12 protein-coding genes are annotated in these 14,391 nt (G+C 71.7%); 10 read left to right on the forward strand and 2 right to left on the reverse strand.

Features of this window, described 5'->3' with window-relative positions; all coding sequences use genetic code 11:
* The first annotated feature begins 22 nt into the window (after positions 1 to 22).
* The 3 genes from EOD42_RS23975 (at position 23) to EOD42_RS23985 (ending at position 3,885) form a co-directional block, all read left to right on the forward strand.
* On the forward strand, positions 23 to 1,456 hold the full coding sequence (locus EOD42_RS23975; RefSeq protein WP_127790132.1) for an amidohydrolase family protein: 1,434 nt from the start codon (positions 23 to 25) through the stop codon (positions 1,454 to 1,456).
* Between the two features lie 104 nt (positions 1,457 to 1,560).
* Positions 1,561 to 2,424 (forward strand): endonuclease/exonuclease/phosphatase family protein, encoded by an 864-nt coding sequence (locus EOD42_RS23980; protein WP_240655276.1) that lies wholly within the window; start codon positions 1,561 to 1,563, stop codon positions 2,422 to 2,424.
* A gap of 9 nt (positions 2,425 to 2,433) precedes the next feature.
* Positions 2,434 to 3,885, forward strand: a complete 1,452-nt coding sequence (locus tag EOD42_RS23985; protein ID WP_127790133.1) for a phospholipase D family protein — start codon at positions 2,434 to 2,436, stop codon at positions 3,883 to 3,885.
* Here the strand turns inward: EOD42_RS23985 and EOD42_RS23990 are convergent.
* Positions 3,827 to 5,083, reverse strand: coding sequence for an MFS transporter (locus EOD42_RS23990; protein ID WP_164868101.1), 1,257 nt, complete (start codon positions 5,081 to 5,083; stop codon positions 3,827 to 3,829). The genes EOD42_RS23985 and EOD42_RS23990 overlap by 59 nt on opposite strands.
* A 60-nt stretch (positions 5,084 to 5,143) precedes the next feature.
* Here EOD42_RS23990 and EOD42_RS23995 point away from each other — a divergent pair, with 60 nt between their 5' ends.
* Genes EOD42_RS23995 through EOD42_RS24015 form a run of 5 tightly spaced genes read left to right on the forward strand, consistent with a single transcriptional unit; the run spans position 5,144 to position 9,963 of the window.
* Entirely contained in the window at positions 5,144 to 5,806 is a 663-nt protein-coding gene (locus tag EOD42_RS23995) for a TetR/AcrR family transcriptional regulator (RefSeq protein ID WP_127790135.1), read from the forward strand.
* Between the two features lie 52 nt (positions 5,807 to 5,858).
* On the forward strand, positions 5,859 to 7,295 hold the full coding sequence (locus EOD42_RS24000; RefSeq protein WP_127790136.1) for an NAD-dependent succinate-semialdehyde dehydrogenase: 1,437 nt from the start codon (positions 5,859 to 5,861) through the stop codon (positions 7,293 to 7,295).
* Complete coding sequence (modD, locus tag EOD42_RS24005) at positions 7,295 to 8,161, forward strand: ModD protein (RefSeq protein WP_127790137.1); 867 nt, start codon at positions 7,295 to 7,297, stop codon at positions 8,159 to 8,161. Before EOD42_RS24000 ends, modD begins: the two co-directional genes overlap by 1 nt.
* Positions 8,158 to 8,367, forward strand: a complete 210-nt coding sequence (locus EOD42_RS24010) for a TOBE domain-containing protein (RefSeq protein WP_127790138.1) — start codon at positions 8,158 to 8,160, stop codon at positions 8,365 to 8,367. The genes modD and EOD42_RS24010 overlap by 4 nt, the downstream gene beginning before the upstream one ends.
* Before the next feature lie 39 nt (positions 8,368 to 8,406).
* Entirely contained in the window at positions 8,407 to 9,963 is a 1,557-nt protein-coding gene (locus tag EOD42_RS24015) for a D-aminopeptidase (protein WP_127790139.1), read from the forward strand.
* 21 nt (positions 9,964 to 9,984) lie between these two features.
* On the opposite strand, the gene EOD42_RS24020 is transcribed toward EOD42_RS24015, so the two are convergent.
* Complete coding sequence (locus tag EOD42_RS24020) at positions 9,985 to 10,923, reverse strand: hypothetical protein (protein WP_127790140.1); 939 nt, start codon at positions 10,921 to 10,923, stop codon at positions 9,985 to 9,987.
* A gap of 297 nt (positions 10,924 to 11,220) precedes the next feature.
* On the opposite strand from EOD42_RS24020, the gene pehA reads away from it, so the two are divergent.
* Both pehA and EOD42_RS24030 read left to right on the forward strand, forming a co-directional pair.
* Complete coding sequence (pehA, locus tag EOD42_RS24025; RefSeq protein WP_127790141.1) at positions 11,221 to 12,795, forward strand: phosphoric/sulfuric ester hydrolase PehA; 1,575 nt, start codon at positions 11,221 to 11,223, stop codon at positions 12,793 to 12,795.
* Between the two features lie 15 nt (positions 12,796 to 12,810).
* Positions 12,811 to 14,388, forward strand: coding sequence for an ABC transporter substrate-binding protein (locus tag EOD42_RS24030; protein WP_127790142.1), 1,578 nt, complete (start codon positions 12,811 to 12,813; stop codon positions 14,386 to 14,388).
* Positions 14,389 to 14,391 lie beyond the last annotated feature (3 nt).

The raw sequence follows: 14,391 nt of genomic DNA on the forward strand, positions 1-14,391 counted from the left end.
CCTTCGGCCCGATGCTGCGCCCATGGCCGATCTGCTGCTGCGCGCCGCCTGGCTCTGGGCCGGCGCCGATACCCCACCCCAGCCCGATGCGCGCGTGCTGCTGCGCGACGGCGTGGTGGCGGCGCTGGGCATGGAGGCCACTGGCGTTCCGGTGCTGGACATGGGCGACGCGGTGCTCGTGCCGGGCTTCACCTGCGCGCATCAGCACGGGCGCGGGCTGTCCCAACTGCAGCTCGGCTATCCGGATGACAGGCTGGAGGCCTGGGCCAACCGCCGCCGCCTGCGCGGGGGGCCCGCCGCCCATCCGCTGGTGCTGCTCGCCGCCGCCCGCATGCTGGCCAACGGCATCACCGGCTGCCTGCACGCCAACTGGTCCTACGGCGGCCCGCAGGAGGAGGAACTGGCGGAGGTGAGCCGCGCCTATGCCGAGAGCGGCATGCGCGCCGCCATCTGCGTGGGCGTGGCCGATCGCGGCGCGCTGGTCCTGCCCGAGGAGGCGACCGACGGCTTCATCGCGGGGCTGCCCCCTGCCCTGCGGCCGCTCGCGCAGTCGGTGCGGCGCCATCCCTTCATCGCCACCGCGGCCGAGGCGGCGCGGGTGCATGATGGGCTGTCGGCGCGCTGGGCCGGTACGCGGCTGCGCTTCATGTTCGGCCCGGCCGGGCCGCATTGGGTGTCCGACCGCCTGTTCGCGGAGCTGGCCGCCGCCGCGCGCGACCGCGCCACCGGCCTGCATTTCCACCTGCTGGAAAGCCCCGCCCAACAGCAGGCGTGCCGCGCCATCTACCCTGAGGGCGTGATGCGCCGGCTGCTGGCGCTGGGCGCGCTGGGCCCGCGCAACAGTGCCGCCCATGGCGTGTACCTCACGCCGGACGACATGGCGGTGATGGCCGGAACGGGCACGGCCCTGGTGCTGAACCCCGGCAGCAACCTGCGCCTGCACAACGGCCCGCCGCCCGTCTCAGCCCTGGCGCGGTCGGGTGTGCGGCTCGCGCTCGGCGGGGATGACTGCGAGCTGAACGACGACCGCGACCCTTGGGGAGAGCTGCGCCTGGTGGCCACGCTGGGGCATCTGCCGCCGGCCGAGCTGCTGCGGGCCGCCACCGAGACGGCAGCGGCGGTGGCAGGCCTGCCCGGCGGGCGCATCGCCCCCGGCCTGCCGGCCGATATCGTGGCCCTGGCCCCGCCCGCCGCCCATGACCCGGACCTGCCGCTGGAACACGCGTTGACCGGCCGCGCCACGGGCCGCGACGTGCGGATGACGATGGTGGGCGGCGAGGTGCTCTATCGCGACGGGCGCCTGCCGCGCCATGACCTGCCGACCCTGGAACAGGCGGCGCTGGAGGCCGCGCGCGCCGTCCGCCGCCACCCGGCGCGCGCGCCCGCCGATGTGGAGGCGCTGGGCCGGGCGTTGCTGGACTTCTACGCCTCAACCGGAGCCGCGCCCGGGCGTTGAGCCCATGATGCCTGCCAAGCCTTTCATTGGAACGCCCGTGCCCGGGGCCTATATTGAAGCGGCCGGCACCCGCCGACCGACCACTGACCAGGACCGGAACCGGGATGACGTCTCCCCCGAACAGCCGACCGCCGGCGATCCTTCGCATTCCGGCCGCACCTCGCCTCATCTCCGCCCTGCGGCGGCGCCTCGGCGGCCCCGCGGGCATGCTCTCGGCCGAGGGCATGCTGACGGTGGCCACCTACAACGTCCACAAATGCATCGGCACGGACAAGCGCTTCGACCCCGATCGCATCTGCCGCGTGATCGAGGAGCTGGACGCCGACATCCTGGCCCTGCAGGAGGCCGACCGGCGTTTCGGCCGGCGGGACGGGCTGCTGGACATGGCGGCGCTGGAACGCCGGACCGGGCTTTCCATGATCTCGCTGTCGGTCGCGCCCAAGGGGCATGGCTGGCACGGCAACGCCCTGCTGGCGCGCGGCGCCAAGCCGCTGCGCATCCGCCGCATCGTGCTGCCGGGCGGGGAGCCGCGCGGCGCGGTGATGGTCGACCTGCAGCTGCCCGCGGGCGTCATCCGCGTGGTGGGCGCGCATCTGGGCCTGCTGGGCCGGCACCGCGCGAAGCAGGTGGACGCCATACTGGAGGCCGTGGCCGAGGCCGGGCAGGACGACACGCCCACCCTGCTGATGGGCGACCTCAACGAATGGCGGCACGGCGCGCGATCCTCGCTGCGCGGGCTCGACCCGTTCTTCACGCTGGGCCGGCCGGGCCCCGCCACCTTCCCCAGCCGCCTGCCGCTGCTGACGCTGGACCGCATCTTCGGCCATCCGCGCGGCATCATCCTGGGCACGGCGGCCCACGACACGCCGCTGGCGCGCATCGCCTCGGACCATCTGCCGCTGAAGGCGCGGCTGGACCTGGGGGCCGTGGCCGCCACCGCGCCTCTGCCCCTGGCCGAGGCGGGCTGAGATGCGCCGATGCCTGACGCCCTGACCATGGAGGCGCTGGAGATCCCGCCCGAACGCGCCGTGCCCCTGCCCGTGCTGCGGGACGGCGTGGCGTTGATGCGTGAGGGGCTGACGGCCTTCGCGGCCCGCGTGGCGCTCGCGCGTGCCGCCACCCGCACGCTGGACCTGCAATACTACGCCTGGCACGGCGACCTGACGGGCGGGCTGCTGGCGCGCGAGGCGCTGCGCGCGGCCGAACGCGGCGTGCGCGTGCGCATGCTGCTGGACGACATGTACGCCATGGGCCGGGAGCGCATGCTCGCCGCCTTCGACACCCACCCCAACATCGAGGTGCGCCTGTTCAACGCCACGCGCTGGCGCCTACTGGGCCCGCCGGGGATGCTGCTGGAGATGCTGTTCGGCGGCTGGCACCTGGACCGCCGCATGCACAACAAGGCCTGGATCATGGATGGCGAGGCCGCGATCCTGGGCGGGCGTAACATCGGCGACGAGTATTTCGACGCCTCGGAGCACGTGAATTTCCGCGACCTGGACCTGGCGGTGGTGGGGCGGGCCGCGGTGCAGACCCAGTCCGTGTTCGAACGGTACTGGAAGCACAAGCTCTCACGCCCGCTGTCCAAGGTCAGCAACCTGTCGCTGCGCCCGCGCGCGCTGAAGCGCATGGCGGCCTGGCTGGACGATGCCTGCGCCGCGCCGCAGGCCCGCCCCTTCTTCGACCGGCTGGGCGAACACACCGCCATGGCCGGCGTGCTGTCGGATGAGGAGACGTCGCGCTTCATCGCGACGCGGCGCGTGCGCGTGGTGGCCGACCCGCCCGAGAAGGCGCAGGGCGAGGCCCCCGGCGCCGCCTGCCTGGCCCCCACCATCCTGCACGCGCTGCGCGGGGCGGAGCGCGAGGCGCTGATCATCTCGCCCTATTTCGTGCCGGGCCGCGTGGGCACGCGGCTGCTGGAGGGGCTGGCACGGCGCGGGGTGCGGGTGTCGGTCGTCACCAACTCCCTGGCCGCCACCGATGTGGTGGCGGTGCATGGCGGCTACGCCAAGTATCGGGACAGGCTGCTGCGCGCGGGGATCGAGCTGCATGAGCTGATGCCGACCGGCGAGGAAGGGGTGAGCGTGTTCGGCTCACGCGGTGCAAGCCTGCACAGCAAGGCGGTGATGATCGACGGCCGGACGGGCTTCGTCGGCTCCTTCAACATGGACCCGCGCTCCGCGGCCCTGAACACCGAGATGGGCGCCTTCGTGGACGAGCCCATCCTGGCGGCCCAGCTGGCCGAGGAGCATGAGCGGCTGCGCGACCCCACCCGCAGCTGGCGCGTCAGCCTGGATGCTGGCCGCCTGTGCTGGAACGGCGCGCCCTACGGCCAGCCCGCCGTGCTGCGCTGTGAGCCCGAGGCGTCGATCAAGCGGCGCGCGATGGCGCGGCTGACGCGCTGGCTGCCGGTGGAGAAGAAGCTGTAGCGGGCCGCGGCCTGCCCACCAGCCGGTGCGCGCAGGCCAGCAGCAGCAGCGCCCCGCCCCCCAGCAGCCCGCAAAAGGCCAGCACCGCCGCGGCCAGGCCCAGCCGGTCCGCCAGCAGGCCCACGCCCAGCACCGGCAGCACCGTGCCGGTATAGCCGATGCTGAAGAAGCAGGAGAGGACGCCCGCGCGCTCCTCGGCCGGGGCCGAGGCCTCGGTAATGGTCATGCCGGCGAGGAAGCACAGGCCGTGGCCGGCGCCGGCCACCAGCACGCTGGCCGCGAACAGGATGACGGAGGCGAAGAGGACCGTGCCGGCGAGCAGCGCGGCGGCGGCCGCGAGCAGCGCCAGCCCGAGCAGCGCGCAACCGCGCGCGCCCAGCCCCCGCAGCGCCATCTGCGCCCCGGCCGAACAGAACAGGATCGCCGCGATCGCCGTGCCGCTGACCGCGGGGCCGCGCCAGGGCAGCAGCTCATTCACGAAGCTCGGTGCCAGCGCGGCGTAGAGGCTGAACAGGGAGAACGCCGCGAAGGTGGCGAAGCCGCCCACCAGAAAGGCGGGCCGGGCCGCGCGCTGCGGCAGCACGAAGCGTGGCCGCAGGGACGGAAAGCCGGGCTTCGTCCCGCCGCGCGCGCGGAAGCTGTGCAGCCCCGCCAGCACCACCGCCAGCGCCGCCAGCATGGCCAGATAGGGCGTGACCAACGGGGTCCGGCCCCATTGCGCGATCATGCCGCCCAGCAGCGGCCCGCACCCGAAGCCGAACACGCTGCCGGCCGTGGCCACCAGCGGGGCGAACCGGCGCGAGCGCGGGGGTTCCAGCTCCATCAGCCCCAGCGTCGCGGCGGTGGTCACCAGCCCCGAGGCCACGCCGATGCATACCCGCCCCAGGATCAGCACCCCCACATGCCCGGCCAGCATGGACAGCAGCAGCCCCGTCAGCATCAGCAGCAGCGCCAGGCGCAGCTGCCGCACCGGCCCCAGATGCACCGGCAGCCGCCCCAGGAACAGGAAGGCCGCCAGAACGCCCATCATATAGGCCACGAAGACCAGTGTGATGGTGCTGGGCGCCAGCCCCCAGAGGCGCTGGTAGAGCGGGAAAAGCGGGCTGGCCAGCGCCGTGCCCATCACCCCCGAGACAAGGGCCGCCGCCACCCACAGAAAGGGGCGCCAACCGGCGGCAACGGGCGTGACAGCGGACAAGCGGGTAATCCTTTGCTCCGGCGGTGACCGGACGTTTCCCACTTGATCTTCGGGCTTAAAATGACCCATTGGTCATTTCAGATCAAGCCCCGAGAGGCCGCCCTGCCCGCTACGCCCCGCACCCGCGGCCCCAGCCCGGACAAGACCAGCCGAACGCGCCGGGCCATCGTGGCCGCGGCGCTGGCGGAGTTCCTGGAGAAGGGCTTCGCCGGCACCGCCATGGCGGGCGTGGCCGAGCGTGCCGGCGTGGCCAAGGGCACGCCCTATCGCTATTTCCCCACCAAGGAAGCGCTGTTCGAGGGCGTGATCGAGGAGGTGATCGCCGGCGCCTGGTCCCTGCTGGAGGTGGAGGAACGCGCGCCGGGGGAAAGCTGGCGCGGCTTCCTGCACCGGGCGGTGCTGCCGGGCGTGCAGGATTTCGAGACATCGGGCCGAGCCGTGCTGGCCCGGCTGGTGGTGACGGAAGGCGCGCATTTTCCCTCATTGGTCGAGGTGTATCGCCGCGCGGCGTTCCGCCCGCTGCTGGCCCGGATCCGCCAGGTGGCCAAGGCCGCGCAGGCCGCCGGAGAGCTGCGCGACCCCACCCTGGCGCGCCACCCGCAGTTGCTGGTGGCGCCGCTGTGGTTCGGCATGCTGAACAACGCCATCCTGGACCCCACCGACCCGGTCTCCATCCAGGCCCTGTTCCTGACGCAGATGGAGCTGCTGTTCGGCCCAGCTTGACATGGCCGCGTTCGTTATATTCGATAATATACAACGAACCACCGGAGCCGCCATGTCCGCCTATCCCCGCATCGCCCTGCACATCGCGGGCGCCTGGCGCGACCGCCCGGGCGAGCCCGTCCTGAACCCCTTCGACGACAGCGTGCTGGGCACGGTGCCGCATGCCACACGCGAGGATCTGGACGACGCGCTGGCAGCGGCGACGGAAGGCCAACGCATCTGGCGCGCCACCAGCCCCGCTGCCCGCGCCGACATCCTGCGCCGTGCCGCCGCCCTGCTGCGCGAACGCGCGCCCGGCATCGCCACCGCCGTCACGCTGGAACAGGGCAAGCCGCTGGCCCAGGCGAAGCTGGAAGTCATCCGCGCCGCCGAGATCATCGAATGGGATGCCGAGGAAGGCCGCCGCGCCTATGGCCGCGTCATCCCCGCCGAGCCCGGCATGCGCAACATCGTGCTGCGGGAGCCGATCGGCCTGGTGGCCGGTTTCGCGCCCTGGAACTTCCCCGTCAGCTCCCCCACCCGCAAGGTCGCGGGGGCCCTGGCGGCGGGCTGCGCGCTGATCCTCAAGGCCAGCGAGGAAACCCCCGCCGGCGCCTTCCACCTGGTGCAGGCCTTCCTCGATGCCGGGCTGCCCAAGGGGGTGCTGAGCCTGGTCTTCGGCAACCCCGCCATGATCTCGGAATACCTGATCCCGCAGGATGCCGTGCGGCTCGTGACCTTCACGGGCTCCGTGCCCGTGGGCAAGCGGCTGGCGTCCCTGGCCGGGGCGCATATGAAGCCCTGCATCATGGAACTCGGCGGCCATGGGCCGGTCATCGTGTGCGGGGATGCGGACCCGGTGGCGGCGGCGCATCTCTCAGCGCAGGTGAAGTCGCGCAATTCGGGGCAGGTCTGCGTCTCACCCACGCGCTTCTTCGTCGATGACGCGGTGCATGACCGCTTCGCCGAGGCCTTCGGCGAGAAGGCGCGCGGCATCCGCCTGGGCAGCGGGATGGACCCTGAGACCCAGATGGGCCCGGTCGCCAACCATCGCCGGCTGGAAGCGATGCAGCGGCTGGTGGCTGATGCCGTCGCGCGCGGCGCCCGGCTGCTGGCAGGCGGCGAGCGCGTGGGGAACCAGGGCTGCCAGTTCCCGCTGACCGTGCTGGCGGACGTGCCCGACGACGCGCTGGCCATGACCGAGGAGCCCTTCGGGCCGCTCGCGCTCATCAGCCGCACGCGCGGCATCGGGGAAGGCATCGCCCGCGCCAATTCCCTGCCCTTCGGCCTGGCCGCCTATGCCTTCACCGACTCCGCCCCGAATGTGGAGCGCCTGTCGGAGGAACTGGAATGCGGCAACCTCTCGATCAACCACCTCACGGCCTCCTTCGCGGAAACCCCCTTCGGCGGCGTGAAGGACAGCGGCTATGGCCGTGAGGGCGGCACCGAGGGGCTCGCCTGCTACACGGTGGCCAAGAATGTCTCGCACAAGATCCGCCAGGCCGCCTGATGCCCTTCCCGATTCCCGATGACCGGCTGCTGGCCATGCTGCGCGACGACGTGCCCTATGGCGACGCCACCACCCTGGGCCTGGGCATCGGCAGCATGCCCGGCCGCGCCGTGTTCCGGGTGCGCGGCACCGTCACGGCCTGCTGCACGGAGGACGCCGAGCGGCTGATGATCCTGGCGGGCTGCACGGCCCGCCGCCTGGCCGACAGCGGCGACAGGCTGGAGGCAGGCGCGGACCTGCTGGTGGCCGAGGGCCAGGCCGCCGCCCTGCATCGCGGCCTGAAGGTGGCGCAGACGCTGATGGAGATCACGAGCGGCATCGCCACCCGCGCACGCCGCCTGCTGGACGCCGCCCGCGCCGCGCGCCCCGGCATCGCGGTGGCCTGCACGCGCAAGCACCTGCCGGGCGCCAAGGACGTGATGCTGAAGGCCATCATGGCCGGGGGCTGCGTTCCGCATCGCCTCGGCCTGTCGGACAGCGTGCTGGTGTTTCCGCAGCACCGCGCCTTCCTGGCCGGCCAGCCTGCCGAGGACTGGGTGGGCGCCCTGCGCCTGGCCCAGCCCGAGCGCAAGATCGCGGCCGAGGCCGAGAGCATCGAGGACGCGCTGGCCCTGGCCTGGGCGGGGGTGGATTCGCTCCAGCTCGACAAGCTGCCCCCCGCCGCGGTGCGGGAGGTGGTGGACGCCGTCTCCGCCCTGCCCTTCCCGCCGCTGGTCGCGGTGGCGGGCGGGGTGACGGAGGCCAATGCGGGCGAATATGCTGCGGCAGGCGCCCGGCTGCTCGTCACCTCGGCGCCCTATGCGGCACCGCCCGCCGATATCGGCGTCGCGGTGCAGTCCATGGACGATACAGGAACCCCGCAATGAAACTCTCCGCCCGCAACGTGCTGCCCGGCACGGTCGTCGACGTGAAGCTCGGCGCCACCACGGCCCATGTCAGGCTCGACCTGGGCAATGGTGTCATCGTCACCTCGGCCATCACGAACGAGGCGGCGCAGGAGCTGGGGCTGAAGCCCGGCATGAAGGCCAGCGCCGTGGTGAAGGCCTCCGATGTCATGATCGGGATCGAGTAGCCCCTTCACCCGCGCGGGGGGCGGGGCGATGCTGGGCCCATGACCGACCGCCTCGATTCCCTCCTCGCCACCCTGCCGCGCGCCTATCCGGGGCCCGGCGGCGCCGTGGCCGTGCTGCGGCGCGGGGAAGTCATCGCGCGCCACGCCTGGGGCTTCGCCAATGCGGAGCTGCGCATCCCCTTCACCCCGCGCACGCTGTTCCGCATGTGCTCCATCACCAAGCAGTTCACCTGCGGGGTGATGCTGTCGGAATTCGCGGACCCCACCGTGCTCGACCGCGACGTGGCCGCCCGCCTGCCGCTGCTGGAACAGCCGGCGCCCGGCGCCCTGCACCTGGCCCATAACCAGTCGGGCCTGCGGGACTACTGGGCGGTGGCCATGCTGCACGGCTCCCCGGTCGAGGCGCCCTTCGGCGACCATGAGGCCGCGCGGGTGATCGCGGGCACCCGCAGCCTGCATTTCGCGCCCGGCACCCGTTATTCCTACGTGAACCAGAACTTCCGCCTGCTGTCCGACATCGTGCAGGAGCGCACGGGGCGCGGCTTCGCGGAGCTGCTGCGCCGGCACATCTTCGACCGCGCGGGCATGGAAAGCGCGGTGCTGGCCGCCGATACCCGCGCCATGCCGGACGGCACGGAGGGCTATGAGGGCAACCAGGCCGCGGGCTTCCGCGCCGCGCGCAACAACATCGTCTGGACGGGCGATGCGGGGCTCGGCGCCAGCCTGGACGACATGATCGCCTGGGAACGCTTCATCGACGCGACCCGCGACGACCCGGACGGGCTCTACAACCGCCTGTCGGCACCGGTCGGCTTCTCCAACGGCGCGCCCGCCCCCTACGGCTTCGGCCTGGCCCGGGCAGAGGACCGGGGGCGGCCCTATACCGCCCATGGCGGCGCCCTGCGCGGCTGGCGCAGCCACCGGCTGTACATGCCGTCCGAGCGGGTCTCGGTGGTGGTGATGTTCAATCACCTGTCGGATGCGCATATCGCGGCGGGCGACCTGCTGGCGGCAGCGCTGGGGGATGAGCGCACGGCACCCCGCGCGCCCCTGCCGCCGCCGCCCTGGCTAGGTGCCTATCAGGAGCCCGAGACCGGGCTTTCGGTGCGCATCGACACGCTGCCCACCGGCCATCTGCGCCTGCGCTACGGCCATGGGGCGGAGCGGCTGGAACTGCGGGAGGACGGAACGGCGGACAATGCGCCGGGCGGCCGCACCCGCCTGCGCCCGACGCCGCAGGGCCTGTGGCTGGATCGGCCGCAGGAGAACCAGTCGAGCCTGCTGCGGCCCTTCGAGCCTTCGGCCGGCGGCGGGCTGGCCGGGCGCTACCGCTGCTCGGAGCTGGAGGCGGAGCTGACCATCGAGGAATTCGCCGGCGTGCCCTATGGCGGCTTCTCGGGCTTTCTGGGCCAGGGGCGGATGGAGCTGCTGGACCCGATCGGCCCCGATGCCTGGGCCCTGCCCTGCCCGCGCGCGCTCGACCACACGCCGCCGGGGGATTGGAGCATCGTGTTCCGCCGCGATGCCGCGGGGCGGGTCACCGGCGCCAGCCTGGGTTGCTGGCTGGCGCGCGGTCTGGACTACGTGCGGGTCTAGGCCCGCACGGCCTTCAGGCGCCTATTCCTGCGCCTGCTGCTGCACGCCCGCGATCTCGCCCAGCGTCTGCACGGCGTGATCGAAGGCCGCGACCTTGTTGGCGGCATCGGCGCTGTTCGGGTCGGCCGCCAGGGCGGTGTGGGCGTCGCGCATGGTCTCCAGCACCGTCACCACGGCACCGATGCTGCCCTGCACGGGGTCGTTGTCACGCAGGGCCGCGATGCTGCGGTACAGGCCATAGCGCACCACGGGGTCGCGGTTGCTGGTGCGGGCAGCGACCAGCAGGCGGTCATGGGCGGCGTTCAGCTGGCTGCGGTTGGCGCGGACGGCACCGCGCACCGCCTGGCCCTGGCCGGCACCCAGCACCTGGCGCAGCAGCTCGACCACGGCGTTCAGATGGGGTGCGGCTTCCTGGGTCAGCGCCTGCAGGCCCGGCTCGGAGCCACGCATCGCCAGGGTCTCCGCGATGTCGCTCAACGCCGCGATGCCGGCCAGGCCCGCGGTGCGGATCTCGGGCGCGACGGTCACGCCGGCCGCGGCCTGCACGGCCGCCAGACCCTGCTCCGCGGCCTTCGCCAGATCGGCGCCGGGCTGGCCCGGGCGCGTGCTCAGCGGCTGGCCGGTGGCGGCGTGGTCCAGCACATGGCCGTAGTCGCCGATGGCGGTGAAGGCGGGCGCCAGCACCAGGGCGGCGGCCTCGGCGGCGCTGGTCGTGCTGGTCGCGGCCGGGCGGCGGGTGCCCAGCGCGTAGGTAACGGCCGCTTCCTCGCGCGCCACCACCTGCTCGAAATCAGCCACGCGGCGCACAGCTTCCGAGGCATTGACCTCGGCCGTTTCCAGCCGTCCGGCGAAACGCTGTCCGGCGGGCATGTCGGCGCGCGTGACGGGTGGCGGGGGTGTGGCGCATCCGGCGACGAGCAGAAGCGGCAAGGCGAAAGCTGTCAGGCGATGGCGGTTCATGGCATCCCCACTGTGTTGTATTGCCTCGGAATGTCTGCCCCGCGGTCGTAACCGTCAAGGCAGGCCTTGGTGAGCGGTATCGGGTTCCCCCGCAGCCGCAACGCCCCTGAGGGCGTTCGGCTGCATCGGGGCTTCCTTAACCCTTCGCAACCTTTCCCCGCATCTGGGCAGCATCAGGGCGAAACCGGTGTCATTCCAGGGCAGTGCGATCTGTCACGGAAGTGCAGCCGTTCCGTCACGCCGCTGTCCGATGGCGGGCGTATGCCCCGCGGCACCTGATGCCCTGGGAATGATTCGATGCCCGCCCGCAAGAATGTTCTGTTGATCGTCGTCGACCAGTGGCGGTGGGATTTCCTGCCGGCCATGGGCGCGCACTTCCTGAAGCTGCCCAATATCGAGCGCCTGTGCCGCGAGGGGCTGACCTTCAGCAACCACGTCACCAACGCCGTGCCCTGCGGCCCTGCCCGCGCCAGCCTGCTGACCGGGCTATACGAGATGAACCACCGGGCGGTGCAGAACACCGTGCCGCTGGATGCGCGCCACTTCAACCTGGGCAAGGCGCTGCGCAACATCGGCTATGACCCGGCGCTGATCGGCTATACCACCACCACGCCGGACCCGCGCACGACCGGTGAGCGCGACCCGCGCTTCACCACGCTGGGCGACATCATGGACGGCTTCCGCCCGGTCGGCAGCTTCGAGCCCAGCATGGACGGCTATTTCGGCTGGCTGGCCCAGAAGGGCTATCCGCTGCCGCCCCGGCGCGAGGACATCTGGCTGCCGGAAGGCGAGGACGCGGTGCCCGGTGCCACCGACCGCCCCTGCCGCATCCCGGCCAGCCTGTCCGACAGCGCCTTCTTCACCGAGCGCGCGCTGACCTATCTGAAGGGCAAGGGCGACAAGCCCTGGTTCCTGCACCTCGGCTACTACCGCCCGCACCCGCCCTTCATCGCGCCCGCGCCCTACAACACGCTGTACAGCGCCGAGCAGATGCCCGCCCCCATCCGGCGCGAGACCTGGCAGCAGGAGGCAGCCGCCCACCCGCTGCTGCAGCATTACCTGGAGGAGATCGGCCAGGGCTCCTTCTTCCGGGGTGCGGGCGGTGCCGCCGCCAACCTGGACGAAGCCTCGATCCGCCAGATGCGCGCGACCTATGCCGGGCTGATGACCGAGATCGACCAGTGCCTGGGCGAGGTGTTCGGCTGGCTCGATGAGAACAAGGCGTGGGACGACACGATGATCGTCTTCACCTCCGACCATGGCGAGCAGCTGGGTGACCATTGGCTGCTGGGCAAGGTGGGCTTCTTCGACGAGAGCTTCCGCATCCCCCTCATCATCAAGGACGCCGGCGCCAACACCCGCGCGGGCCAGATGGAGGACGGGTTCACGGAAAGCGTGGACATCATGCCGACCATTCTGGCGGCGCTGGGCGGCGAGGCGCCGCGCGCGGCCGACGGCGCGTCGCTGATGCCCTACCTCACGCAGCCCGGCGGCGGCCCCGACGCCCGCCCGCACCTGTATTACGAATACGACTTCCGCGACGTGTTCTACTCGCGCCCCGAGAGCAAGCTGAAGCTCTCGATGGACGAGTGCTCGCTGTGCGTGGTGCAGGACGAGCACTACAAATACGTGCATTTCGCGGCCCTGCCGCCGCTGTTCTTCGACCTCGCCACCGACCCGCACCAGTTCGAGAACCTGGCCGAGAAGCCCGAATACGCGGCCCTCGTGCGCGACTATGCGCAGAAGGCGCTGACCCACCGGATGCGCCACGCCGAAAAGACGCTGACGCATTTCCGCGCCACGCCCCAGGGCCTGCAGGAGCGCGAAGCGCCCCGGCCGGCCGATGCCATCTCTCCCCTCGCCGCCAACTGAGACAGGAGCCGCCCCATGCTCTCCCGCCGCACCATGCTGGCCACGCCGTCGCTCGTCCTCGCCGCCCCGGCGCTGGCCCAGGCCGACAACCGCCCTTCCATCACCATCGCGGTGCAGAAGGTGTCCAACACCAACACCCTCGAAGTGCTGCGCGAGCAGTCCAATGTGGGTGAGCGGGTGTTCAAGACCTCCATGTGGGAAGGGCTGATCGACCGCGACTGGCGCGGCCAGCTGCAGGCCGTGCCGGGCCTAGCCACCGCCTGGCGCCGCATCAGCGACCGCGTGCTCGAGCTCGACCTGCGCGAGGGCGTGAAGTTCCACAACGGCGACGAGATGACCGCCGAGGATGTGGTCTTCACCTTCGGTCCGGACCGCATGTTCGGCGACACCATGCCGGGCACGCGCTCCAACAAGGAAATGCCCTCCGACATCCCCGCCATCGCGCGGCGCATCTGGCCGGGGCTGGAGCGGGTGGAGGCCGTGAGCAAGTACAAGGTGCGCTTCCACAACCGCACCCCGGACGTGACGCTGGAAGGCAACATCAGCCGCCTGGGCAGCGAGATCATCAGCCGCCGCGGCTATGAGCAGGCCGCCACCTGGCTGGACTGGGCGCGCGCGCCCGTCACCACCGGCGCCTACAAGGTGGCCGAATACCGCCCCGACGTGTCCCTGACGCTGGTGGCCCATGATGAATACTGGGGCGGCCGCCCGCCGCTGAAGCAGATCCGCTTCGTCGAGGTGCCGGAGGTGTCGTCCCGCATCAACGGCCTGCTCTCCGGCCAGTACCAGTTCGCCTGCGACATGCCGCCCGACCAGATCGCGGCCATAGAGCGCAACCGCGCCTTCGAGGTGCAGGGCGGCACCATCCTGAACCACCGCATCACCTGCTTCTACAAGAACAGCCCCATCCTGCAGGACGCGCGCATCCGCCGCGCCATGACGCACTCCATCGACCGCAACGCGATCGTGGAGGCGCTGTGGGCCGGCCGCACCGTGGTGCCGAAGGGCCTGCAGTGGGAATACTACGAGACCATGTTCATCAGCGACTGGTCGGTGCCCGCCTTCGACCTGGCCGAAGCCCGCCGCCTGCTGCGCGAGGCGAATTACCGCGGTGAGCCGATCCCGTACCGCCTGCTGAACAACTACTACACCAACCAGACCCCCACCGCGCAGGTGCTGGTCGAGATGTGGCGTGCCGCCGGCCTCAACGTGCAGATCGAGATGAAGGAGAACTGGTCGCAGATCTTCGACAACTCGACCGTGCGCGGCGTGCGCGACTGGTCCAACAGCGCGCCCTTCAACGACCCCGTCTCCTCGCTGGTGAACCAGCATGGCCCGTCCGGCCAGCAGCAGCAGGTGGGCGAGTGGACGAATGCCGAGTTCAACACGCTGTCGGGCGTGCTGAGCACCAGCACCGACCACGCCGAGCGCCGGCGCGCCTTCCGCCGAATGCTGGAAATCGCGGAGCGCGAGGACCCCGCCTATACGGTGCTGCACCAGAACGCGACCTTCACCGCGAAGCGCCGCGACATCCGCTGGAAGGCGTCGCCCGCCTTCGCCATGGACTTCCGCCCGGGCAACTGGGGCGCCTGATCC

Origin of the sequence: Rhodovarius crocodyli, from assembly GCF_004005855.1 — a bacterium.
GTDB lineage: Bacteria > Pseudomonadota > Alphaproteobacteria > Acetobacterales > Acetobacteraceae > Rhodovarius > Rhodovarius crocodyli.